General features: G+C 46.4%; 25 protein-coding genes, 1 tRNA gene and 1 pseudogene. 11 read left to right on the top strand and 16 right to left on the bottom strand.

Annotation, left to right across the window (positions count from 1 at the left end; all coding sequences use genetic code 11):
• Window positions 1–112 precede the first annotated feature (112 nt).
• Entirely contained in the window at window positions 113–1,324 is a 1,212-nt protein-coding gene (locus MHI55_RS10885) for an MFS transporter (RefSeq protein WP_076249916.1), read from the top strand.
• A 106-nt stretch (window positions 1,325–1,430) separates the two neighbouring features.
• On the opposite strand, the gene MHI55_RS10880 is transcribed toward MHI55_RS10885, so the two are convergent.
• Window positions 1,431–2,633: a cytochrome P450 gene (locus tag MHI55_RS10880; protein WP_340389967.1), complete on the bottom strand. Its 1,203-nt coding sequence runs from the start codon at window positions 2,631–2,633 to the stop codon at window positions 1,431–1,433.
• Between the two features lie 486 nt (window positions 2,634–3,119).
• Between MHI55_RS10880 and MHI55_RS10875 the strand changes: the two genes are divergently transcribed.
• Window positions 3,120–4,331 carry an asparaginase gene (locus MHI55_RS10875; RefSeq protein WP_047842361.1) on the top strand — a complete coding sequence of 404 codons (1,212 nt, stop codon included), beginning with the start codon at window positions 3,120–3,122 and terminating at the stop codon, window positions 4,329–4,331.
• A gap of 182 nt (window positions 4,332–4,513) precedes the next feature.
• Here MHI55_RS10875 and MHI55_RS10870 read toward each other — a convergent pair whose 3' ends face one another.
• Window positions 4,514–5,146 carry an O-methyltransferase gene (locus MHI55_RS10870; protein WP_036670998.1) on the bottom strand — a complete coding sequence of 211 codons (633 nt, stop codon included), beginning with the start codon at window positions 5,144–5,146 and terminating at the stop codon, window positions 4,514–4,516.
• 238 nt (window positions 5,147–5,384) lie between these two features.
• Here MHI55_RS10870 and MHI55_RS10865 point away from each other — a divergent pair, with 238 nt between their 5' ends.
• The 4 genes from MHI55_RS10865 (at window position 5,385) to MHI55_RS10850 (ending at window position 10,066) form a co-directional block, all read left to right on the top strand.
• Window positions 5,385–6,539, top strand: coding sequence for a class I SAM-dependent RNA methyltransferase (locus MHI55_RS10865; protein ID WP_036609715.1), 1,155 nt, complete (start codon window positions 5,385–5,387; stop codon window positions 6,537–6,539).
• Window positions 6,540–6,753: 214 nt separating this feature from the next.
• Window positions 6,754–8,754 carry an LTA synthase family protein gene (locus tag MHI55_RS10860; RefSeq protein WP_340389965.1) on the top strand — a complete coding sequence of 667 codons (2,001 nt, stop codon included), beginning with the start codon at window positions 6,754–6,756 and terminating at the stop codon, window positions 8,752–8,754.
• A gap of 75 nt (window positions 8,755–8,829) precedes the next feature.
• Window positions 8,830–9,258, top strand: coding sequence for a cytidine deaminase (locus MHI55_RS10855; protein ID WP_340389963.1), 429 nt, complete (start codon window positions 8,830–8,832; stop codon window positions 9,256–9,258).
• A gap of 82 nt (window positions 9,259–9,340) precedes the next feature.
• Window positions 9,341–10,066, top strand: a complete 726-nt coding sequence (locus MHI55_RS10850; RefSeq protein ID WP_340019935.1) for a DsbA family oxidoreductase — start codon at window positions 9,341–9,343, stop codon at window positions 10,064–10,066.
• Between the two features lie 297 nt (window positions 10,067–10,363).
• Here the strand turns inward: MHI55_RS10850 and MHI55_RS10845 are convergent, their stop codons facing one another.
• Both MHI55_RS10845 and MHI55_RS10840 read right to left on the bottom strand, forming a co-directional pair.
• A complete protein-coding gene (locus tag MHI55_RS10845) occupies window positions 10,364–11,194 on the bottom strand; it encodes an aldo/keto reductase (protein ID WP_036609722.1) in 831 nt (276 codons plus the stop codon).
• Between the two features lie 174 nt (window positions 11,195–11,368).
• Window positions 11,369–11,650: a hypothetical protein gene (locus MHI55_RS10840; RefSeq protein WP_036609724.1), complete on the bottom strand. Its 282-nt coding sequence runs from the start codon at window positions 11,648–11,650 to the stop codon at window positions 11,369–11,371.
• Window positions 11,651–11,799: 149 nt separating this feature from the next.
• Here MHI55_RS10840 and MHI55_RS10835 point away from each other — a divergent pair, with 149 nt between their 5' ends.
• On the top strand, window positions 11,800–12,198 hold the full coding sequence (locus MHI55_RS10835) for a hypothetical protein (protein WP_340389961.1): 399 nt from the start codon (window positions 11,800–11,802) through the stop codon (window positions 12,196–12,198).
• A 100-nt stretch (window positions 12,199–12,298) separates the two neighbouring features.
• On the opposite strand, the gene MHI55_RS10830 is transcribed toward MHI55_RS10835, so the two are convergent.
• From MHI55_RS10830 to MHI55_RS10785, 10 genes and pseudogenes are all read right to left on the bottom strand, one after another.
• Complete coding sequence (locus tag MHI55_RS10830) at window positions 12,299–12,520, bottom strand: DUF1450 domain-containing protein (RefSeq protein WP_091032287.1); 222 nt, start codon at window positions 12,518–12,520, stop codon at window positions 12,299–12,301.
• A 21-nt stretch (window positions 12,521–12,541) separates the two neighbouring features.
• Entirely contained in the window at window positions 12,542–12,844 is a 303-nt protein-coding gene (locus tag MHI55_RS10825; protein WP_036609727.1) for a heme biosynthesis protein HemY, read from the bottom strand.
• Window positions 12,845–12,986: 142 nt separating this feature from the next.
• Window positions 12,987–13,244, bottom strand: coding sequence for a hypothetical protein (locus MHI55_RS10820; RefSeq protein WP_017689423.1), 258 nt, complete (start codon window positions 13,242–13,244; stop codon window positions 12,987–12,989).
• A 196-nt stretch (window positions 13,245–13,440) separates the two neighbouring features.
• Window positions 13,441–14,646, bottom strand: a complete 1,206-nt coding sequence (locus tag MHI55_RS10815; protein ID WP_340390589.1) for a M14 family metallopeptidase — start codon at window positions 14,644–14,646, stop codon at window positions 13,441–13,443.
• 234 nt (window positions 14,647–14,880) lie between these two features.
• A complete protein-coding gene (gene racE, locus MHI55_RS10810) occupies window positions 14,881–15,690 on the bottom strand; it encodes a glutamate racemase (RefSeq protein WP_076249991.1) in 810 nt (269 codons plus the stop codon).
• A gap of 219 nt (window positions 15,691–15,909) precedes the next feature.
• Window positions 15,910–16,287, bottom strand: a complete 378-nt coding sequence (locus tag MHI55_RS10805) for a YtxH domain-containing protein (protein ID WP_340389959.1) — start codon at window positions 16,285–16,287, stop codon at window positions 15,910–15,912.
• A gap of 185 nt (window positions 16,288–16,472) precedes the next feature.
• Window positions 16,473–17,387: a DUF4261 domain-containing protein gene (locus MHI55_RS10800; RefSeq protein WP_076249925.1), complete on the bottom strand. Its 915-nt coding sequence runs from the start codon at window positions 17,385–17,387 to the stop codon at window positions 16,473–16,475.
• A 10-nt stretch (window positions 17,388–17,397) separates the two neighbouring features.
• Window positions 17,398–17,859, bottom strand: coding sequence for a HepT-like ribonuclease domain-containing protein (locus MHI55_RS10795; RefSeq protein WP_340389957.1), 462 nt, complete (start codon window positions 17,857–17,859; stop codon window positions 17,398–17,400).
• A gap of 173 nt (window positions 17,860–18,032) precedes the next feature.
• Window positions 18,033–18,320: a Dabb family protein gene (locus MHI55_RS10790; protein WP_017689429.1), complete on the bottom strand. Its 288-nt coding sequence runs from the start codon at window positions 18,318–18,320 to the stop codon at window positions 18,033–18,035.
• A gap of 286 nt (window positions 18,321–18,606) precedes the next feature.
• A pseudogene (locus tag MHI55_RS10785) lies at window positions 18,607–18,990 on the bottom strand (phage holin family protein); the annotation flags it as partial.
• A 448-nt stretch (window positions 18,991–19,438) separates the two neighbouring features.
• On the opposite strand from MHI55_RS10785, the gene MHI55_RS10780 reads away from it, so the two are divergent.
• Complete coding sequence (locus tag MHI55_RS10780; RefSeq protein ID WP_017689431.1) at window positions 19,439–20,035, top strand: helix-turn-helix transcriptional regulator; 597 nt, start codon at window positions 19,439–19,441, stop codon at window positions 20,033–20,035.
• Between the two features lie 222 nt (window positions 20,036–20,257).
• On the opposite strand, the gene MHI55_RS10775 is transcribed toward MHI55_RS10780, so the two are convergent.
• Complete coding sequence (locus tag MHI55_RS10775) at window positions 20,258–21,412, bottom strand: sn-glycerol-1-phosphate dehydrogenase (RefSeq protein WP_340389954.1); 1,155 nt, start codon at window positions 21,410–21,412, stop codon at window positions 20,258–20,260.
• A gap of 158 nt (window positions 21,413–21,570) precedes the next feature.
• Between MHI55_RS10775 and MHI55_RS10770 the strand changes: the two genes are divergently transcribed.
• Window positions 21,571–21,756, top strand: coding sequence for a hypothetical protein (locus MHI55_RS10770; protein ID WP_036609735.1), 186 nt, complete (start codon window positions 21,571–21,573; stop codon window positions 21,754–21,756).
• Between the two features lie 106 nt (window positions 21,757–21,862).
• On the opposite strand, the gene MHI55_RS10765 is transcribed toward MHI55_RS10770, so the two are convergent.
• Window positions 21,863–21,946: transfer RNA gene (locus tag MHI55_RS10765), tRNA-Leu, on the bottom strand.
• A gap of 226 nt (window positions 21,947–22,172) precedes the next feature.
• Here MHI55_RS10765 and MHI55_RS10760 point away from each other — a divergent pair.
• On the top strand, window positions 22,173–23,165 hold the full coding sequence (locus MHI55_RS10760) for a Gfo/Idh/MocA family oxidoreductase (protein ID WP_340389952.1): 993 nt from the start codon (window positions 22,173–22,175) through the stop codon (window positions 23,163–23,165).
• A 223-nt stretch (window positions 23,166–23,388) separates the two neighbouring features.
• Window positions 23,389–23,751: a helix-turn-helix domain-containing protein gene (locus MHI55_RS10755; RefSeq protein ID WP_036609739.1), complete on the top strand. Its 363-nt coding sequence runs from the start codon at window positions 23,389–23,391 to the stop codon at window positions 23,749–23,751.
• The last annotated feature ends 36 nt before the right edge of the window (window positions 23,752–23,787 follow it).

Below are 23,787 nucleotides of genomic sequence, written 5' to 3'. Positions count from 1 at the left end.
CAATACTATGACATTCCTTACACCCATCCCTCATATGCCAATTATGTTATAATGAAAGAATGGTGTTTTTTTGAGAATTACAGAAATATCTTTGAAAGGAAGTGAAAGCACTTTGAAAACGTGGAAAGTAAACCTCATTGTGCTTTGGTTCGGACAATTTTTGGTCAATTCGGGCATGACCATGATTACCCCATTTTTGTCTCTTTATCTCGCAAGAGATCTGGGTGTTGTTGGCGAACATGAAATTGGCATTTGGGCGGGCTTTATTTTTGCAGCCAATTTCCTCACCTCATTTTTGTTCCAACCGCTCTGGGGCAAGTTATCGGACAAGTATGGCCGTAAAGTTATGCTGCTGCGGTCGGGATTCGGGATGGCCATCGTAATTGCCCTTATGGGTCTGGCACAGAATCCTTGGCAGCTTCTCTTATTGCGTTTGCTTAATGGTACCATCTCCGGTTTCAATCCTGCAGCTGTTGCGTTGATATCGGGTACCACACCGAAAGACCGCATGGGTTTTGCCATGGGAATCAGTCAGTCCGGGCAGGTTGCCGGCACCATCCTGGGTCCACTCATTGGTGGCTTGTTAGCGGATGCGGTAGGCTTCCGCCCCATTTTCTACATTACAGGTGGACTGATCTTTGTTGCTTCCATGCTCGCCATGTTCCTGGTGAGAGAGAAGTTCGACCGTCAAGAAGCAGCCAAACTGCCGGCACAATCCGTATTGTCCGGTCTGAAGGAATTGAACAAGTCACCTCAACTGCCCGCACTGTTCGCTGTAACGTTTCTGTTGCAGTTTGCAATGATCAGCCCCATGTCACTCTTGCCGCTGTATGTGCAAAAATTGCATGCTTCGGATGTAAATGTGGCCTTCTGGGCAGGACTTGTCGGTGCAGTTACGGGACTATCCAATATGGCCATGTCTCCGATTCTCGGGAAGCTGAGTGACCGGATTGGTCCTCACAAGGTGCTGACGTTCTCTCTCATAGGAACAGGACTCATGCTTATTCCGCAGGCATTTGTTCAGACCGTGTGGCAGCTCATTCTTGTTCGTTTCATGATGGGTGTGTTCATGGGTGGCTTGCTTCCGAGCGTTAATGCCCTGATCCGTTCCTATACATCCGATAGCATGATCAGCCGTGCATTCAGTTTTAATACGAGTACTCTGGCGCTGGGCAACATGCTTGGAGCGATCATTGGAGGATTTATGGCAGGATTCATCGGGATCGAAGGTCTGTTTATCGTCTCTGGCGGACTGCTGCTGCTTAATATGGTTTGGGTCCGATTCAAATTGTATAACAAACCTGCTTCTATTCAGGAATCCTGATTCCCTATCCATTTCTTAAATAGTCCATCTTAATTTTTCATTTGAAAAAGCCGCTTCCAGCGCCTAATTGGCCTGAGAGCGGCTTTTGTCATTCATGCGCCATTCATCATTTATTTATTAGATTGAATTCTATCGGATAATGTTTCACACCAAATACAAAAGCACTTTGTATCGGTTGCAGAGCCGTTCCAGACACAAGTTGAATGTTTCCCATGTGCTGAAGCAATGTATGAAGAACTACCCTTGCCTCCAAACGAGCGAGTGGTGCCCCTAGACAAAAATGAATGCCAAAACCAAAGCCCATATGCCTGTTCGGCTTGCGATCAGAGATGAAATCTTCCGGGTGTTCAAATTGGGTACTGTCCCGATTGGCTGCTCCAACCCAGGAAATTACCTGCTCTCCAGCTTGAATCATCTGACCATTCAACTTTACAGTTTCCTTGGCGACCCGCCCAATCGCGACAATTGGCGGATAATATCTCAGCGTCTCTTCAATCGCAGAAGTAATCCGCTCAGGATGTTCGCGCAACTCCTGTTGTAGCTCGGGCTGTTCAGACAGAATACGAACCGCATTGGTAATCAGGTTGGTTGTTGTTTCATTACCGGCAGCAAGCAAGAGAATACAGAAGCCTACCACTTCATCTGAAGTCAATTTCTGACCATCAATCTCCGCAGCAAGCAGTAATGAGATCAGATCATCCTTTGGCTGCAACCGACGTTCTTCCATAATGCCAGTGAAATAGATATGCAACTCCTGCATATTTCTTTTTTTCTCCTCCAATAACTCCTGGAAAGCCTGATCACTATCGTCACGCGCGCCTTTCACCAACACATCAGACCAGTCTTTGAACTTTTGACGATCCGCCGCAGGGACTCCGATCAATTCCGCAATGACAATGACGGGCAGTGGTGTTGCAAGGTCATCAATAAGTTCCATATGTCCTTCTGACAGGTGTGGAGCAATTAACTCATCTGTGATTTCCTGAATACGCGGAGCCAATGCTTCAATTGCCTTGGGTGTAAACGCCTGATTCACCAGATCACGCAGCTGTTTGTGTTTGGGAGGGTCTGTCGTCAACATGCTCGTATTGGCACGATCACGTGCAGAAGAGAATAGTTTCGGATTTTTCAGAACGTACTTCACATCTTCATAACCAAAAACATCCCAACATTCTCGATGCTCATCATAGCGGACTGGAGTGTTATCACGAAGTTCTGCATACACCTTGAAGGGAGATAACCTCTCTTCCAAAGTCTCCAGTTCCCGAATCGGAATGTAATTTGCATACTTTCTCGGTGCCTGTTTCATCGTTTCTCCTCCAATCAATATTATATATTTATTTACATATGTTGATCACCCCTATTATAAACATAACTCTATAACGAAACCACTCTTTAGACCGTAATTGAGCCCCATTACCTAATATGCGTTACTATCATCCTCTCATTCTGTTACCTACTTCTGATATGAGTCCCAATTCGACATTCTTTTATTAAAATGCTTCATTTTATCAGGACAAAAGACTCATTATGTAATATTAACTAACATTATAAAGACGTTTCTCTCTTCAAAACTTCTAAAACCAGCTCTTATATATCTCTAGCAGAATGAATATTCTTTCGTAATTCCTCATAAATAATCATTTTACTCTCATTATCTACGAATGTAATCGATTACTCTACCATTATCTAAGTTTGTCATATTACTTAACATGAAATACAATCAATTTGAAATGGTATACATATTCTTCTTAACAAACTTAACATCACACTTACTTGAAGGAGAGTGCTATTCATGAGTAAAACATCCAATCTTCGTCCCTGGGCCGTATGGAGTACCGCAGCTTTAACAGCATTGACCATCTCGTTGTCCCCCATCGGGACCTACGCCGCGCACGCAGCTACGGTAGAGGTGAAAGGCACAACAGGTGCTGTTCAGACAGCAACCACTACCCCAGCTCGCAATACTTCCATCCCTGCAATACCTGACTCTTCCAAACAATCTGCACTTCCTAATGTATTGGTGATCGGAACTGGCGGAACGATTGCCGGTCAATCCGAGGACGCCACCAGCTTCCAGAATTACAAGGCAGGTACACTTCCGATTGGAGAGATGGTAGACGCCTTACCGGATAAACAGAAGATCGCTGATGTTAGCACGCTCCAATTCGGAAACTCAGGTTCAGGTTCCTATAGCATGACTGACCTCTATGACTTGTCGCAGACGGTAGACAAAGCTCTGGCAACGTATGACAGTGTTGTCGTTACCACGGGTACAGATACAATGGAAGAAATCGCTTATTTCCTCGATATGACGGTTCAGAGTGACAAACCTGTCGTGATCACAGGCTCCATGCGTCCATGGACCGTCATCGGTTCTGACGCTCAAGCCAATCTGTACAACGCCATCAAACTTGCAGGCAGTGGTCGTACCACTTCATTTGGCACAGTACTCATGTTGAATGACACAATCCAGCTTGCTCGCGGTGTAACCAAGACAAATGATTATCGGACAGATACGTTTGAAACGCCGATGCTCGGCGCTGTAGGATATATTGATGAAGAGAACATTCGAATCTACCGTGCTCCTGCACGTGCCTTGAAACCTGAAGGCACAGCAAAGCCTGTATTTGATCTAAGTAAAATCACAAAGGCAGATCTGGCCAAAGTAGAAATTGCGATCTCGTATCAAGAAGCTGGCGGCGGAGCCATTGAAGGATTCGTGAGCAGCGGTGCCAAAGGAATCGTGACTTCCGGTACCGGAGCTGGCGGTATCTCCAGAGCTATGGGACAAGCTCGTACCAAAGCCATTGAAGAAGGTGTCATCTTTGTGACCACCACTCGGACGGGTTCAGGAAGTGTGTACGGCGGCGGCAAAGGTATCATTGCAGGCGACAACCTGAGTCCACAACAAGCTCGTGTATTATTGATGCTGGGCCTGTCCTTCAGTGATGATTTTGACACCATCAAAAAATGGTTTGAAACGTACGGAACACCTGAAGTATAAATAGAACTACTACAACGATATCTGTAAATACAAAGAAAGAGACGATACTCCCTGTGATTCAAGGTGTGTCGTCTCTTCTTTGTGTGTTTTCAGAAAACTCCGATGAATCACGATCCACCTCACAAGCATAAAAGCGTGAGATCGTGTTTCATCGGAGTATTATCTTTAGGAAATATCCACTTTTACTTCACCCAGGCAAGTACCAGCCCATCGTAATCCGGCAACATGGTCGTCACCAGGCGCGGGTCACTTGCCATCTGTTCATTGAAACGACGAACAGCAAGCACGGCCGGGCCCTGCTTGTCCGGATTCAGTGTACGACCACGCAGGAAACAGTTATCACCAACAATAACAGCACCTGGCCGAGCCAGCTTGATGGCATAATCGAGATATACCGGATAATTCTCCTTATCTGCATCAATAAAGAAGAAATCAAATGTGCGACCTTCCTGCTCCAATTGCTCCAGGCTGTCTGCCGCCGGGCCAATACGGTACTCTACCTTTTCGCCAAAACCGCCTTCCTCCAGATGACCACGCGCCATTGCCGCATATTCCTCTTTCAGTTCCAGCGAAGTCAGGGTTCCATTCTCACGCAAACCACGCGCAATGCAGATCCCACTGTAACCGCCCAGCACGCCGATTTCGAGCGCAGCTTCTGCTTTGGATGTCTTCGCTAGAAACGTGAGCAATCGTCCATATGCCGCCGCAACCGAAACTTCCGGCATACCGTTCGAACGGATGGCCTCTTTCACTTTCAGCAAAAGCTCATCCTCTTGAAATAATTGATTTACATATTCATCAGGGGTCAGATTCACCACTAAAATCCTCCTTGGACACTTGGACTGCTTTCCATATGGATGCCAATGTTCTATAATAAATGTTTGTTATCAACACAGGCGGTTGACTGATGCATCACTTCGAAGAGGCGTGCATACGTTCACCGCATTTCTCATTGTAAGTTTTTTCACGGAAAGCGGCAAGGCCGCACCGTTACTATACAGCAGAGAGAAGGATCTCCCTTCTCCAGCTTGAAATGGAGTTGAAATGAATCACATGGCTCAATTGCAATTGATTGCAACCTCGGCGATGGGACTCGAGGCTGTTGTTGCCCGGGAACTGAAGCAACTGGGGTATGAAGATGTTACGATCGACAATGGCCGGGTTTTCTTCACAGGAGATTATATTGATATTTGCCGTTGTAACCTGTGGCTGAGAAGTTCGGATCGCGTATTGGTGAAAATGGGTGAATTCCCTGCCACGACTTTCGACGAATTGTTTGAAGGCACCAAAGCGTTGCCTTGGGAAGAGTGGATTCCAGCCGATGGCGAATTCCCTGTAGAGGGTCGTTCTCAAAAATCCCAGTTAAGCAGTGTGCCTGCATCACAAGGGATCGTGAAAAAAGCAATCGTAGAGAAACTGAAGCTGACTTATGACACAGAGTGGTTCCCAGAGGATGGGTCTCGTTATGTGATTGAGGTCATTCTGCTAAACGATCGCGCCCTGCTTACTTTAGATACGACGGGACCAGGTCTGCATAAACGGGGTTATCGTAAACTCGTTACCGAAGCGCCACTCAAAGAAACACTTGCTGCAGCTCTTATTCAGCTCAGTCGCTGGAATGTATCCCGTCCATTCTATGACCCATGCTGTGGATCAGGCACAATGCTGATCGAAGCCGCTATGATCGGCTGGAACATTGCACCAGGACTTCGTCGGACCTTCAACTCTGAGGACTGGGCTGTCATTCCTGAAGAATTGTGGGAACAGGCGCGCGAAGAAGCATTTGATGCTGTACGTGACGATGTCCCGTTACAGATTTCAGGTAGCGATATTGATCCTGAAGCGATTGAAGTTGCTATGGCAGCGATCAAAAGTGCTGGGTTCGCCAAAGATATTGAAGTCAGCGTCCTGCCCGCTCATCGCGCTAGACCACAGGGTGAATATGGTGTCATCATTACCAATCCCCCATATGGTGAACGTTTGAGTGAAGAAAAAGAAGTTCAGAAGTTGCTCCGCTCATTAGGGCGCAGTTACCTCGACATGCCAACATGGTCCTTTTTTGCAATCACATCAACCAAAGCTTTCGAGGAGTATTTCGGTCATAAGGCAGACAAACGTCGCAAGTTGTTCAACGGACGAATTGAAACCCAGTACTATCAGTATTTGGGCCCACTGCCCCCACGAAATAAAACACCACAATCTTCATAATTGTAACGAATCTAAAGTGCTCCTGCCATCCATGGCCGGGGCGCTTTTTTTGTGCGCTTTTCTGGTCATATGAATTCACCGACTTCGGTCTTCGCTTCCGCAGAAATCAATTCTCCCTGAGGCATAGTTGAAAACACATGAGGCCACGCTATAATGGATGGAGCCCTATTTTACATTCCGATTACAAAACAACAAAAGCAAGGGGGACATACATATGGTTGTCACTCGGCCTACGCGCAGCTCCATGCCACGCGGGCTTCTAAATCATCCATTAACGTTATATCTTATTTTTCTTGTGCTCATGCTGCTCAAACTCATGTGGCTCCATCACAATCTTCACGCTTATAACATTACGATGGGACTGCTGGATAAAGTCATTGCTATTGGATCTTTACTACTCTTGTCCTTCTGGACCTGGTTGCTGCCACGTAGAGGAATGATCGTGTCTCTCGTGGTGCTTAACCTGCTGCTTACCGCACTAATCTACGCCGATATGGTGTATTATCGCTATTTCCAGGATTTCTTGACCATCCCGGTATTGTTGCAGGCGAGACAAGTTGACGCATTGGGTGACAGCATCGCTACATTGATCTACACAAGCGATCTATGGCTCTTTGCCGATTGGCTTGTCGTCATTCCATTCGCAGCTATCGTACTATTCAACAGACGTTACCGTTCGAAGCACACCAGTCCGTCTGTTCATGGCTATGGGAGTTATTCGTACAACGATGGCAAGGCACGGTTGCGCCGCCGTCTCACGGCTGGCAGCATTGCCCTTGTGCTGGGACTTGGCCTCGCGGTCGGCCCGATTTATTTCTACAGCAAAACATGGGCCAAAGGCCTGTTTGATAACAACTGGTGGAATGTATCCATGTATAATGTGACCGGACTGCTCGCTTTTCACGGTTATGATCTGTACAACTATGCCAAAGACCACATCGGCTCCGGGCCGCAGGCTGATCCCGCTGATGTTGAACAAGCAAAGGCGTTTTTCGCCGAAAGGCAAGGAACTGCCCCGCAGAATGATGCCTTGTTTGGCAAATATAAAGACAGCAATGTCATCATTGTTCAGGGTGAGGCTTTTATGAACTTCATGATTGGTCAGAGCATTGGCGGTCAGGAGATCACACCGCATTTTAATGAACTGATGAAGGAAAGTCAGTATTATAGTCACTTTTACCACCAGACCGGTCAGGGCAGAACGTCAGATGCCGATTTTGGTGCAAACATTTCCCTACATCCACTTCCGGTTGGATCAGCGTTTGTACGTTATGCAGACCATACGTATGATTCCCTTCCTTCCATCCTGAAGGATAACGGTTACAGCACCAACGTATTTCACGCTTATGAGAGTGGCTTCTGGAATCGGTATACGATGTATCAGAACATGAAGTACGACAAGTTTTATAGTAAAAATGATTTTGCACAGGATGACCCGCTTGGCTGGTCCCTGTCTGATGAATCCTTTTTCCGGCAATCCGTTGAGAAAATGAGTAGTGAGGTGACCGAACCATTCTATTCCTTCCTAATCACTCTTACCAGTCACCATCCGTATGCCTTGCCAAAAGAGAAACAGCAACTGGATGTAGGCGAGTTCCAGGGAACCATGTTTGGTAACTATCTGCAGTCCGTTCATTACGTGGATTCGGCACTGGGTAAGATGGTCGAGGATCTGAAAAATCGGGGCTTATGGGAAAATACCATCTTTATGTTCTACGGGGATCACGACAACTCGATTAAGGAACAATCACAATACGAACAGTTCCTGGGACGTTCACTGAACGAACTGGATATGGCACAGATCATGAACGAGGTCCCCCTGCTCGTGCATTTACCGGATGGAGCAGCTGCCGGAACCATCAACGAACCTTCGGGACAACTGGACATCACGCCTTCCGTACTGCATTTGCTAGGCTTATCCGACCAGTCCTATTATCATATGGGTAACGACGTATATGACGGGTCTGGGCGTACGGTTGTGCTACGTAATGGCACATTCTCGGATGGTTCTGTATTCTATATTCCATCGGATGATTATATCTATGAGAGCGGTGCTTGTTACGACCTGTCTACACGCGACAAAACGGACATCAATGCTTGCCGCCCCGGTCATGATGAAGCAACCAAACGATTGCATGTCTCGGACACGGTCATTACTTATGATTTGATTCAGCACTTTCGAGAGGAAGACAGTGGAGCAGCAACATCACAATGAGCGATATCGTACTGACAAGCTAAACAAATACACGAAATGAATTGAATTGGATTTAAAAAGGAGAACTTGCATTACATGACATCACACACTGAACCACTCAATATTGAACAGCAATTGTTCGATGCAGCCGCAAAATTTGTGAAGCAACGTTATCCTCAGGGATGGGGCGGTGCGGGTGCCGTCTATACCGAAGCTGGCTCCCTGCTGATTAGCGTAGCTCCAGAGGTCATCAACGATGCCACGCATCTGTGTATGGAAACAGGAGCTTATCTGGAAGCCCACAAATTGAACGAACGCGTCACCCACTCTCTCTGTATCGCTCGTAATGACGAGCATTCAGAATTCAAGGTTCTTACACCTTGCGGCGTATGCCAGGAACGATTATTTTACTGGGGCGAAGAAGTCAAAGCTGCCGTATACGATCCTTCTGGTCAACTGGTCTTCAAGAGACTGGATGAGATTCAACCTTACCATTGGTCCAAGGCATATCGGGATAAAAAGTAATCTCCTTGCGAATTATAGAAAGTGGCTTTATAATTGTAACCATATTAGTTTCAACTAAAAGGATGATGGAGGTTTTAATAAAATGAATATTGAGATATGGTCTGATTTTCTGTGCCCTTTCTGTTATATCGGTAAACGCCGCCTGGAGAATGTACTGGAACAGTTCCCACACCGTGATGAAGTGAAGCTGCAATTCAAAAGCTTCGAGCTTGATCCAAACGCTGCATTGAACCCAGGCAAAACCAATTCGGAATATTTGGCTGCCAAATATAATATGAGCGTGGAACAAGCCAAAGGTATGAATGCCCAGATGAATGCCAATGCTCGTACGGCAGGACTGGAATACAATATCGATGCCATGATCCCTACAAACTCCTTCTCAGCTCACCGCTTGACACACTGGGCAGATACACAAGGCAAAGCGCTTGAACTGAGTGAACGAATCTTCCAAGCTGTGTTTATTGAAGGTAAACACTCCGGCGACACTGAAGTGTTGGCTCAGTTAGCAGAAGAAGTCGGCTTGGATCGAGATGCAGCTACGGCAGTGCTGTCCAGTGATCAATTCACCGACAATGTCCGTGCTGACCAAGCAGAAGGAGAGCAACTTGGCATCCGCGGTGTACCATTCTTTGTATTCGACCGCAAGTTCGCCGTATCGGGCGCTCAGCCTGACGAGGTGTTCCTGGATGCCATTCAAAAAGCATGGGACGAGCGTTCCCCATTCACCATGGTTGAATCCAACACAACAGAAACAGACGGCAGTGGCATCTGCACAGATGACGGATGCGAAGTCCCGAAAAAAAATTAAGCCAATTCACACACAAAAAGCAGCCGGATCAGGGATATTTCCCGATCCGGCTGCTTTTTTTATATACTACACACCATTCTAGCTCATTGTATATTTTTGTGTTTGATGGACAGTTACTGTGGAGGGGACGGAATCGATTCTGAAGAAGCGAAGCGTGCGCCTTTGTATCCAAATTTTATCCTCTGAAAAGAGGAATCAAAAAAATTTGGAGACAACAGCGATCAAAAGAACGATTCCGTAACCGGAACAACCACAAGTAGTTCATCAAACACTTATATTCAATTAGCGTCTACCCACTTAATCCCAGAACAGTTGATCCGGATGTGGACCCGTCCGCTTATCGGAATCCAGTGCATCAATCTGTCTCAACTCATCCGGTGTCAATTCAAAGTTAAAGATGTCCGCATTCTCACGAATACGCTCCGGGGTAACCGACTTCGGAATCGTCACAATCTGATTCTGAATGTCCCAGCGCAGAATGATCTGAGCAGGCGTTTTCCCATATTTCTGGGCCAGCGCTTTGAGGGTGGACTCTTGGTTCAGCTTGCCTTTCATAATAGGACTCCATGCCTCCAGTTGAATTCCCTGAGCCCCACAGAAATCCTGCAGTTCCTGCTGGATCAGACCCGGATGCAGCTCTACCTGATTAACCGCAGGTACCGTTCCACCCTCATCTATGATATCTTGCAAATGATGTACTTGAAAATTACTCACACCAATCGCACGGATGCTTCCTTCGCTATATAGACGTTCGAATGCTCTCCACGTCTCCTTGTACTGATCTCTGCCAGGCCAGTGAATTAAATAAAGATCAATCACATTCAGTCCAAGTGCCTTCTGACTGGCTTCAAATGCTCTCAACGTTGAATCAAACCCCTGATCCTCATTCCAGAGCTTGGTCGTCACAAACAGTTCGTTACGGGCAACACCACTGCTTGCAATAGCTTGTCCCACTTCTTCCTCATTGCCATAGATGGACGCGGTATCAATACTACGATATCCAACCTCCAAAGCGGTCTCAACCGCCTGTTGTACTTCCTTACCTTTTGCTTTATATGTTCCAAATCCTAGCCATGGCATCGTTACTCCGTTGTTCAGAATCGTACAATCTGTAATATGTTTTGTCATTCTGTACCTCCCGTATGGAATTTTGCCTGCTCTTGTTCTATTAACCTTCTCACAGAATTTTAAGCGACCATTCGACATACTGTCGGAGTAAACCCATGGATCGAGGGTCTTTGCAAAAGATATGAAAAACCCGCAAAGCATTGCTGCCCTGCGGGTTCTGATGTGACAGGAACGTTATAAATCCCCTTGACCGTGCTGACTCTGGATTGAATTCAATCTTCTCTTCTCCTCGATGAACATTTCCTCTGCCAACTCAACACCTTGCCCTCCGAGTGAAAGCTCTGCTTGTCGCATCGCCTGCTCCGTGTGTGCCAGACGTCGTTCCGCCTGTACAATGGTCTGTGCCGTCGGATGAGACATGGCCTGAGATACAGCATAATGAAGCTTGTTCACCGCATTTTGCGCCTGAGATACGGTGGTATCGGCTTGCAAACTGGAATCATAACGCTTCGGCATGAGTATTCCTCCTTGGGATTATCATGTTCCTGTTACCCCTTTAGGATGGATAACACAAGCCTTCCTTATTCTTCTTTTGTGTTTTTATCGTAACTTTAGTTGATCACGCTACGTTTATTAGATAATCATGTGAGTCGGGAGGAATTTATTTGAAGAAAATATTACTGACACTTTGCATGTTGCCCTTGCTCATTTGGGTACAGGGCTGCGCTCCTGCAACATACGAGATAGAAGGATATACAGCGTCATCCATGAACCCAGACATCCCTGTCCCAAGCAATGCAAAGCTCATTAAAATCATAACTGATTCAGGCAATCGAAACATTAAAGAAGGCGTGATGTATGAATTGAAACATATTGGGGGTGAGCAAGGACTTTACCCGCCAATGGATTATTTTCAGAAGTTAGCGGATACAGGTTGGGTCGAATTGGAGGAAGAACGAATGGGGCATGTACATTTTCTGAAAAAGGATACTACGGTCATTGCTATTGAAATTAGAGAAGATGCCTTCGAAATTTATGAAATGGTCAAAGGTGCTATGGAGTAACACATCCTTTCACTGCTACCCAAACGCAAAAAAGGAGAGGCACGCAGCCCCTCCTTTCTGATGTGCGGACAGTTTTCTCCACTCACCTTGTTACATCCTATTACTTCACGAACTTTGCGACTTTGACGAGCACTTCTTCTTCTGTCGGCGCACTGATGTACCGACCGTTGATAAAGACAAACGCACGTTTCGCGCAAGGACCGCAATAGGATTTGCACCCAATCTTGATCTCCGTGTCTGGAGCCATTTTCTGCAACTTGGGCACAATCGATTTCAGTCGGACATGATTACACTTTTCGCATACGCGGATATCGTTAGCCATGAGTTCCCCTTCTTCGCGCCCTTAGTGGTCGCCGTGATTACCCTGGGACGGATTCGTAATAACAAATCCCTCTTCCGGGAAGTAGAGGTAGTCAATTTTAACACCGTTTAACAAAGGCTGATCATTCGCGAGAATGACATCAATCTCTTTATCGGTAGATACAACTGTATCATTTTCTTTTGGTGTGTCGATATCCAGGCCGTAGTGAGCATGGTCACCATGTGCATGGGTGATGACAACGCGCAGTTTTTTTCCTTCGTTCTCCGGCTTGTCCAATTCAAGCTTCAATACTTTAGCAGCATTACGCGTAATTTTGCAGTTCATTCTCTTCATCTCCTATATTGTAATTGCAGGTTTCAACAATTTCAGCATTCTTAAACTACAGCATCTATTGTAAAGAAAGTTACCGCTCTTCGCAATAACATTGATGCGAATTCAATGTCAATATGATCCATTGGGCCGCAAATTAAGAAGGTGCCCCCTCCTGAAGCACAGGATATTTACGTTCTGCCCGGCTTACAAACCAGTTCATCAGAATCAAAGTGACCCCGATATCATCGATGGGCATAAACGGCATTACGTCAGGAAGTACCCAGTACAACAGCGCTGGAATAATAAACAACAGCTTTTCTCCCAAAGGAATCTGCGGAGCCCGGAGCAGCCGGGGGAGCCTTTTGAAAACTTGTGTCCATCGTTTGAACGACAGTAGTCTTCTCCACTTCATTTGAATCCCTCCGTATAATTATATATGTCGCCGAAACGGCACATCCATCATTACCCGTTCGAAAACCATTCAGAACGAATGACGTAACATGCCATTATAAAAAATAATAAAAACGGAACGTCGCTCATAGCGTCCGTTCCTGTTATACGAATGATCTACTGTTAAGTTTCACACCTTCGTAATTCGGGGTCTTGCCTTATTGTCCATTGGATAACAGTTCAGCCAGCAACATTCCCACTTCTATACAAATATCATCAAACTGTTCTACGGGAAGCGGATTAACACCCAATCCAACTTCTACCGTGAAGCCCGGTCTACCGAAATCTTGAATAAACCAGTCCTTGTATCCGGCATCACTGCCACCGAGCTTCACCGCCTTGTAACCGGAAGCTTTGGCGAGTCTACGCGACAGCGGTCCACTCTCTCTGGGTTCCAGATCACGGTAGTTCCAATAGATCTCCTGTCCCTGACTATGCAGGGATACAACCGTATCAAATGTGTGTTGCCGCGTCCACTGCGCAAGCGCCTGTGCCTCCGGTTCTGTCAATGGCGCTGTCCCCGCATAATCCCTGGGGCCAGGTGAGGTCATACCTCTTCTCGCTGCCTCTTCATCCCAATGGGCTGGAAATTGATCATTCAGATCCACCCCTCTGATGTTGGCCTTCCAATGGGTGAAATGTGATCTGTCGGCATTCCAGGCCAACAACTGCTGTGCATGTGGATGCTGATTGACCACACCTTCCTGAACCAGTTCGACCCCGTCCGGATTAACCATCGGCACGGCCCAGAGTGTCGTCTCTTGCATCCAGCGTTCTGTCTGGTATTGATGCCATGTCCTATGCGAACTATACGCCTCGGCATACTCTTCGATAAACTTCATCAGAACTGCTGTTGTCAACCACTCATTCGCATGAACGGAAGCATTAACATGGATATGTCTCGACCCTTGCCCAATACGCAAATAAGGCAGCGACTTGCCCATGACACTTGTTCCAATGGACCCCGTTTCAATAAACGGGTATTGATTCTCCAGCTTGTCTATATCCCTGATTAATTCTCGATAACCATACTCTCCCTGAATCTTTACAATAGTTTTTCCATTCGAAGCCGGAATATGAATACAGCGACCAACCCAGTCGGTTATATTGGTGATTTCGGGATTGGCCTGGCGCAACACCTCTTCGTCCAGACCAAATCTCTCTGCAATTTCCCCTACACTTTCTCCAGGTGGTGCAGCGTATCTGCGACCTGTCCCGGGGACAATTCGCAGCATCTGACCTGCCAGCAAGTATGGCTGGGAAGCCACTTCCGGGTTTAGTGCAGCAAGTAACTCTTTGGTCATATGGTGTGCTGACGCAATTCGCGGCAATGTATCTCCCCGCTGAACGATAATCCACTGCAGATCCATGTTGTTCTCCTTTCCACAGGAAAAGACAGGTCTCCTGTCCAGTTCTGACCAATTTCGTGTCTGTAACATATGTATGCAGGTCAGGTTGTCCGTCATGTGACAAGAATCATGTTTATCTTCGGTTAATGCATAATGACGACAAAAAATCCCGGAACTTCACAGTTCCGGGATAGTCCACAACCAAATTACATTAATTAAAAGTCTTATTCATGCATAATTTGAGTATAACTATGATAATTGCGTAACTTGCCAGACAACAGGAGTCTTGGAGATCTGCTCCCCCAACCATCGACGGGTGATATTCTGGAACATTCTCGGGTCACCCGTGCAGAAAAATTGATGCACCGGAGTCTCATCCCCACTGGCCAGCTTTCGTTTATCATATAAAATCGTACTGATTTCACGTGCCGTTTCATCTGCTGAACTGATTAACTTCACTTCCTGTCCCATAACTTCCTGAATTGTGTCCATGAGAAAGGGATAATGCGTACAACCCAGAATAAGACAATCGATTGGCTGTTGTTTGATCTCGCCCAATGATTGTTCCACCGTATGTGTCGTGTGCTCGGAACGAAATTCACCTTGTTCCACCAACGGCACCAGCGCCGGACAAGCCTGACTGACCACATCAATATAGGGGGACAACTGCTTGAGTGCCGATGTATAAGCCCCACTACCTATTGTACCCGTGGTACCAATCACACCAATACGTCCTGTACGTGTCGCTGTGATTGCGGCCCGCGCACCCGGATGTATAACACCAATGACAGGCATATTCACCTTGCCACGGATATACTCCAACGCGGCTGCTGTTGCTGTGTTACAGGCGATAACGATAACCTTCGGATCGAATTGGATCAAGAAATCAACGATTTGTTCCGTAAATTGTTTTACTTGTTCGGACGAACGGGGTCCGTACGGTGTCCGGGCAGTATCCCCAAAATAAATGATCTTTTCCCGCGGGAGCTGACGCATCACTTCCTTGGCGACGGTCAATCCCCCCACACCGGAGTCTAATATAGCGATTGCTTGCTGCACGAACACACCGCTTCCTTCTTCATTGAATTGGTTCTCAAAACGATTGTTTCTCAGAGCTTTCTTCCTACCGTATGAACATTCCGGCAAAAAGGTACCTACATCTTACCCGATTTCATCGCAGGGTTCAAATTAAATCCACGTGCTACGTCATCTATGTGTGGACACGCAACAAAGCAGGCTCTCCTCTAATTAGAGGAAAGCCTGCTTATCAAGCTTTGCTTAGTTGTCGTCCTTGGACTCATCCGCAGGAAGCTTCGCTACGATGTCAATTCCCGGTTCATCCACTATTTTATCGATATCGTTATCCACAATGGCTGCCGAGATGCGAATTTCTTTCCCTTCAGCGCAATTACGCCAGGATTGAATATCCTGAATCACAACATCTGCGGTCTCTTTAACTTTGGATACGATCTGCGAACTTTGTTCTCCCACGATACCAGCCAGTTCCTGACCTTTCTCCGATACCTGACGAGCACCTTCTGTAATATCCTGACGAAGTTCACGTCCCGATTTTGGTGCCAGCAATAATGCCGTTACTGAACCAACCACGGAGCCAATAAGAGCTCCCCACAACAAACTTTTGTTAGAATCCTTCACGTCACATCTCTCCCTTTACTATTGTTTAAGTACCGGACTAGAAGCAACGGTCTGTCGCTCAGCCATCCGGGCGAATGCCTACTCTGTTGATGCATTATAAGCAGCACAGGCTTGACTTGACACTCCAGATGTTAAAAATAATCTGAACGCCCTTTTTGAATGGATGCAAATGACTTGGCTTAAACTCAGTTCTGACGAGCCGGCTCGAGATCAGCCGCGGCATGCTCATCCCCCGGGTCCAAATCAATCACATATCGTCCAGGTGCAATCAATGCTGCCTGATGTTCACAACGCCAGCGACGTCCACCTGAAGAACCCAGCGTCTGTCCATCTTGCAGAACATCCCCCTGATCAAATATGTAATACGCTGCACCCAGTAAGGTCTGAGCCACCGTATCCGGATCAAGACCGACGAAGTGACACTGGACATCAGGTACACCCAGCGCAGATAATCCCACGGTATCCATGACCAACCCGCGCTGTTCCTCTGTACCTCCGGCTTGATACATTCGAACGTTCATGGCTGCATACAGATGTTCCTCACGTTCCTGAGCTTGCGTATATGCTTCCGGTTCAACCAGCTTATCACTGCCATACCAATACAGCGCATCACAGGTCACACTCTCCATGATTGCCAGTACAGTCTTCTGAAACAGCTCCAGGCGCTGTTTACGAGGCATCGCAGCCGTGAACATATCATGTATCCGAATGGAGTAACGCGCAGCTTCCACAGCTTGTCCTGCATCCGGCCAATGCCATGCTTGTTGCAGAGCACCGCCAAAGCGAGCACGATCTGCGATTTCATTCACAGGAAGCATGCAAGTCTGAGCAGGGATATCCCCTTCCTGGAAGGATACCTTGTGGTCCAGATGATAGAAGACAAGCATCTCATGCTTTTGCCCTCCGCTCTCTTGTTTCACATCCAGTCGGACTTGTCCTGTATGACGGATCATAGCTTCCTGCAAACGCAGGCGATCCACCTCTGGACGTTCCCGGAACAAAAGTTCAACCATATACACCGGATGGAATCCGGAAGGTGTTTCATTTGTTTCGTTACTTTCAGTATTTACTTCATTGAATTCTTTTGATTCATTTGTCATGCGATTTCCCTCATTCCTTACGCTGTCCCTCGGCTTGTGCCGTATTGAAAGGACCAAGTTCTTTTTCCACGTAGGCGCTAACCTGAGTAGTAAAATGTTCAAGTATACTCGGCAACTCTACGCTAAGTGGATGGAGCTCAGACCGCTCCCAAGTGTAATAATCCTGCACCAGTGGCTTGCGTAACGTGACAAGCTGACGCAATGTCTCATAGGTCGGATTATCAAAAACCTTTTCTTCATAATTAATCTGAATAATATCATCATAGCTGCTTGCATCTCTCATGATGAAGCCGTCTATCAGATAACTTCCCACATCGGTAACAATCTCGATCGCCAGGTGAAGACAACGTTCCTGTACCATACCCAGCATGAGACTGCCATCCCAAGCTTCTGCTGCCCCGCGAAGCCCTTCAGCTACTTCCGGTACAGCAGCAAGCCGGCGGGCAATCTGTTCTCTGTTCACATAATACATTCGTTCACTTCCCGTTCAGTGAGTTATCGGTTCCGTTTCCCTCTTCGCTTAAGCCAGAATATCATCACAGGACAAGCGATTAGAAACACAACAAAAATATATAGAAATTCCATAACGTCTCTTAAATCGCTCATGCAGAGTCCCCTTTATCTCAACGTAGTTTGAATGAAAGATCAGATTTCGTAGTCCACTGCAATTGACTGTTCTCTGACTTCGTTCATGTACTTGATAACTTCCTGATGAAGCGGGTGTACCTGATACGCCTGGAGATCCTCCAGTGACGCAAACTCCGCTGTGAGTGAGATGTCGAACGATCTCTCCGAGCGAAGCACATCAATCCCGATTTCAAGTGAAACCAGGACATCAATTTTACCTTCCAGATTGCGAAGCACCTGGGCTGCAGCTTCAATACTTTCTGCTGAGCGATCTTTCATTTTGAACAGGACAATATGTTTTATCATCTGGGCAAACACCTCGTTTAATATAATAGTAGAAATGAATGAATTTTCATGTATCCAAAATATATCATAACGTTCTCTATTACGAAAGGATACCTGGAAACGTTCTCTTGATTAAGAAAAACTAATCCGAACCGTTTCCTTTCGATTCGGATTTCTTTTGCGATCCATCCTCCGTCTGTTTCGCGGAGTCATCCTGCAAAGTTTGTCCTGTTTCAGCCTGCTGCTTGATGTCGTCCGGGGTTTGCTGCGGTTTGGACCATTCACGATTCGTCAGATATTCCTGATCCTCCTGTTTCTTCAACACTGCAATGGCCTGTCTGAGCTTTGCAGGCAATGGAAGACCGATTTTGGCATAATTCTCGGTAATCGAAATGAGTTCATTCACCAGATAGAAATAAATAGCTCCGCCTTTGATAAAATCGGTTCCCATGATCAGATCAATTCGATGAGCAAGCAAAACAACCGTCAGCATGAGCCCTTTGCGAGCAATCCCCCAGAATCCAATGTTGCTATTCAAGCCGGTACCTGTTCTTACCGCCGCTGCCAAACCTGTTATATAATCCACAGCCATCGCGACCGCGAGCAGGCTCAGCAATTGATCCCATCCGCCAAAAGCAAACGTAACAAATGCTCCCGAGATGACAGCAAAGGTATTCACAGATAGATGCACGTTCCTCACCTCTCCTTTACACTTGAGTATCATACAATATATGTAAAAGTAAGAGATTTGACAGGTCACATGTCATGCTGAACATGCGGATTTATCATTTCAGATTTGTGCACATCCTCTTCGCAACAGTGGAACGAAAATCACATGCTTTTGGGGAATTCAGGGAAATAAACCGCATCATATCAACAAAAAACAGATAAAAGTTCTTTAGACCTAGTAATAAGTAATTGGAACTATATTATTTTTATTCCTGTCCAATTTCTCCCCTCATTTTTAGTGAAACATTGTAATCTAGGAATATACTAGGATGTGAATTGCGCATGGTCTAGTTCGTAGTTCCCTCTTTATCGTGAATTGACGCATTGACGCATTTGTAACCGGTAATCCCGGCACTTGAAAGTACCCCGTTGTTTATTGTAGTATTTGGTTAAAAAAAATCGGAGGAAATATGCCTAATCAACCAGAACAACATTCCATCCAGGCGTGGTCTCTGATCAACCGTAAATACTTGGGAAAAGGCGTCCGTGTTAAACGATTCCGAAAACCGACACGCTGTCAAATCCGCAATCGTGTTCTTCTTGCCGTGCTGATGGCCAATGATATCAAGTTGTCCCAGCTTGCTGAAGACCTCTCCATCTCTTCACGCAGTGTCAGTGCGTGGGTATATGAAGGACGGATACCCGGCAGTACCAATTTGGACAAGACTTGCCAATTACTCGGCTACCCGCGTCATATTCTCTTCAATGAAGAAGTTGTGCGTAATAGCCCTGTCATATGTCAACCCGAGTCATCTCGCTTCATGAAGCGTACGGTGACCCGTTCTCCGGTTAGTAACCGTATTTTGACAGGCTTGTGTATGGTCCATGATCTGTCGGTGACAGATGTCAGCCACTGGATCGGGGTTCATCCCGGCACTTTCCGCAAATGGCTGCATCAGGGAACACTGCCTTCTGCTGCATTTCAGGAACAAGCGGAGCAATTTTTCCGTATCCCGAAAACTATTTTGTTCGCAGATGTCATCTTGAAAGATCGTCGCAACAACTAAATAAGCGAACAGCCAAAAGGCTCTGATCTCCCCATAGGGAGGCCAGAGCCTTTTTTAAAATAAATGCATGCCTTCTCTCTCGGACTTGAAGCACTGTTCTGGCTATTCCAGCAGAAATGTCAGATAACCTACCCTTTTTCGTCTTTTGCTCCCAAGGAGAGCCATCACAGCCCGCTACAAGTGAAGTTAATGCATTTCATCATGATCATTCTCTCTAAAAGGTCATCCTAAACTCGTGTTTAACACTTCATTGATATATCTCAATCCGGTATATCGAGGACGAAGCGTATGCGCTGTGTTGAATGCATGTTCCACCATCTCCGGGGTTACACCAAGTTGCTCAGTAGTCACAGGTCCACCTACTTGTTCCAACCATGCGATGAGCTGAGTAGCCTCCGGCAATTGGTCATATATCCCAAACACCGGTTCACCCGATGTCTGTGCAAGTTCTTTATATTTCACCGTAAGCAATGCACAAGCTACGCCAACTTTGGCACCATGCAGAACCGGCCTTTCTCCCGCTTGCATCAGATCCATCTCCAAAATATGGGACAGATGATGCTCACCTCCGGATGCCGGACGGGAATGGTCAATGATCAGCATGGAGATACCGGAAACAATTAGTGCGTCCATTAATACAGCTACTCCCTCTGCTCGCCCCTCCGCAATCGCTTGTACATGATCTATGCAGGTATTCAGCGCTTCTTCTGTCATCCGATAAGCAACCGGACAGAACGGTTCCCCGCCCAGATCACGAGAAACAATCCAATCTGCAAGGGAAGTATATTTGCCAAGCATATCTCCGAATCCGGCAGCCGTCATCACTTGGGGAGCTTGCTCCAGGATATTCATATCGGCAAAAATGGCTTCAGGCGGAACAGCCTGAAATGTCTGTTTGATTCCGCTTACAATTAAGGGTGCACCCGCAGAGGTAAAGCCATCTACTGAAACCGCTGTCGGTATCGACAGAAAGGGCTTATTCATTTTGGAACAAACAAATCTCACCAGATCATGAATGGTACCTGAACCCACCGCAATTACAGCCTGACTTTCGAGTCTCACACCCAACATAACCTGCACAATAGCTGCTTCATCCGCAATGATATCCCCCGTGCGATTCTCCGGAAGAGCGATCTCATCCACATGCATTCCCGCTTCGCGAATACTACTCAGCACATCAGATCCGGCGGCCCGAAACGTATGTCGATCATAAACAACCGTCACCTGACGATATCCTTGCTCAGACAAATAACCCGGTAACCTCTGAATGGCCCCAGCTTCCAGATGTATCAGCATATCCACCACTCGGTGTTGATGACCGCAAGCACACTGCTGTGCTTCCTCATTCCATGCTGCAATTCGTTCGTTCATATTCATTCGCTCTTACCCTCCCATATGAGATATCATGCATAATTAACGGGTTAAAACCACAAGATAAAAAAGGAAATAAAATGTGATGATTTTCCTGATCACACTTTACTGCCTGTACCCAATATTTGCAAATCCATATCTCACATTTCCAAGTAGGTGAAGCAATGAAATTAACGAAAGAATTAGGAATTTCGCTCGGATTTCTCGCTGGAACCACTTTTGGCAGCGGTATCGCTTTTTTGTTTCGTCTCCAGTCGGTTGAAGTGGTTGCCAGTGTAACGCTATTTGGTATTGCAGGAGCCATTGCCGGGATCATCACGGCAGTCATTCTGCGCCAGCGGCAACATTAGCATTAGCATGCTGGTAGCAAAATGTAGGCTTCACACGAATGATCCACAAAATAAAAAAAGGTTCGTGAATTGCCCTAGAGCAACTCACGAACCTTTTTTTGTTAGATGCGGTCGAGAGGACTCGAACCTCCACGGGGGTTAGCCCACACGGACCTGAACCGTGCGCGTCTGCCAATTCCGCCACGACCGCATAATATGTATCTCCTCATCCATCGATGAAAAGCGTTCCGGTGAAACAATTCCTTGTTTTACCGTAATTCAGAGTATACATGCTCCAAAATAAAAATGCAACTTCTTTTTTTACTCATTCAAGAATAGGACATATGTCCTTTTTTCTCAACTTCAAACACCCTATCGTAGCATTAATCAACAAATATACCATCCATACGAATGCAAAAATGAAGGAGAGATCCACCTTGAAAACAACCCATCTGTGCTTTATCGGTGCAGGGCTTCATGCATCCACGAATATTTACCCTTCTGTTGTTGAAGCCGGAGCGCAGATCCAGGCCATTGCCACACGCAGTATGGAACGCTCTGAAGCAGCTCTGCTGCGATTTGGCAGCAACGGACAAGCGTATGATAACGCTCAGCTTATGTTACAGCAGGAAACTTGTGACGGTGTCGTTGTGGTCGCCCAGCCTGTAGATCAGACCGCTCTTGTTCTCGAATGCATTGGGGCTGGCAAGAATGTATACGTGGATAAGCCGCTCGGATGGAACGCAGCGGAAGCCGCCACTGTAGCAGAAGCTGCCGAGCAGGCTGGCGTCGTTGTCATGGTTGGTTTTATGAAACGTTATGCCCCCATATACATGAAGCTGAAGGAGCTAATTGATAGTGGTTCGCTAGGTAAGGTACGTTCATTCCAGATGAAATTCGCTGTAGACAGTACCCCATTTTGCAAGGATGAGGAACAGTTCATAAAGCTCGCTGCCATTCATATGGTCGATCTGATGCGTTACTTATTCGGAGAAGTAATACGAGTTACAGGCACAACCGTGAAGGATGGGGAACACATTAATCAAAGCATTTCCCTTGTATTTGAGAATAACGTAGTAGGCAGCGCTTATTTTACCGGCATGAGTGCTTGGTCACGGGAAAGTGAAAGTGTACTCGTCACCTTTGACAACGGATTTGCGTCAGCTGAAGAGATCAACACACTTACTGTTCATCAATCCCGAAGTTCGACCAGCCTTCCCTGGAAATCTCTCGAGGAACAAGATACTGTATATACACCTTCCGGATCTCCCATGTCAGGAGCTTATCGTGACCTTTATCTACGCGGGTTTGTTGGTGAAATGGTGCACTTCATCGCGTGTTGCCAGAATCAGACTGTCCCACATTCCAGCGCCAAGGATAATATTGCAACGATGGCTCTATGTGACTCCATTCTATCGTCACTGAAGTAGCGTATATACGCTCATCATCATATTTTATACATCCAGCGAAGAGCCTGAAACCCGGGCTCTTTTTTATATTCTAGACATCAGCACATCTGCCTTCGGCTAGAGTTAGGGTTTATAATCTGCATCATAAGTGATATGCTCTTTCATGAACTATACGTACGTTATGTAATATAACCACCCAAATAGATACTATAGAAAATCACCGTAAAGTGGAGGTGTACTTATAATGAAAAAGGACGCAACCAAGCTATGTCCCGCGCCCTACGGCTGTTCCGTGGAAGTTACCCTCAGTGTGATCGGAGGCAAATGGAAAGGTGCCATTTTGTATCATTTATTCTCTGGTCCTTTGAGATTTAACGAGATCCGAAAATTGTTTCCTGACATTACCCAGCGTATGCTCACCCTGCAACTTCGAGAGTTGGAAAGTAGCGGAATTGTTCATCGTGAAATATACCCCCAGATCCCACCTAAAGTGGAGTATTCCCTCACACCATTTGGTGAAACGTTACGGCCGATTATCTTCAGCATGCGAGATTGGGGAGAAACGTATACAAATGAGGTTCTGGCCAGATCCTCACAAGAGGTATAGTACACAAAAGAAGCTGTCCCTAGTTTTAGGGAACAG

It is taken from the genome of Paenibacillus sp. FSL E2-0151 (assembly GCF_037993015.1).
GTDB lineage: Bacteria > Bacillota > Bacilli > Paenibacillales > Paenibacillaceae > Paenibacillus > Paenibacillus amylolyticus.
This window is presented reverse-complemented; position numbering and strand designations above follow the sequence as displayed.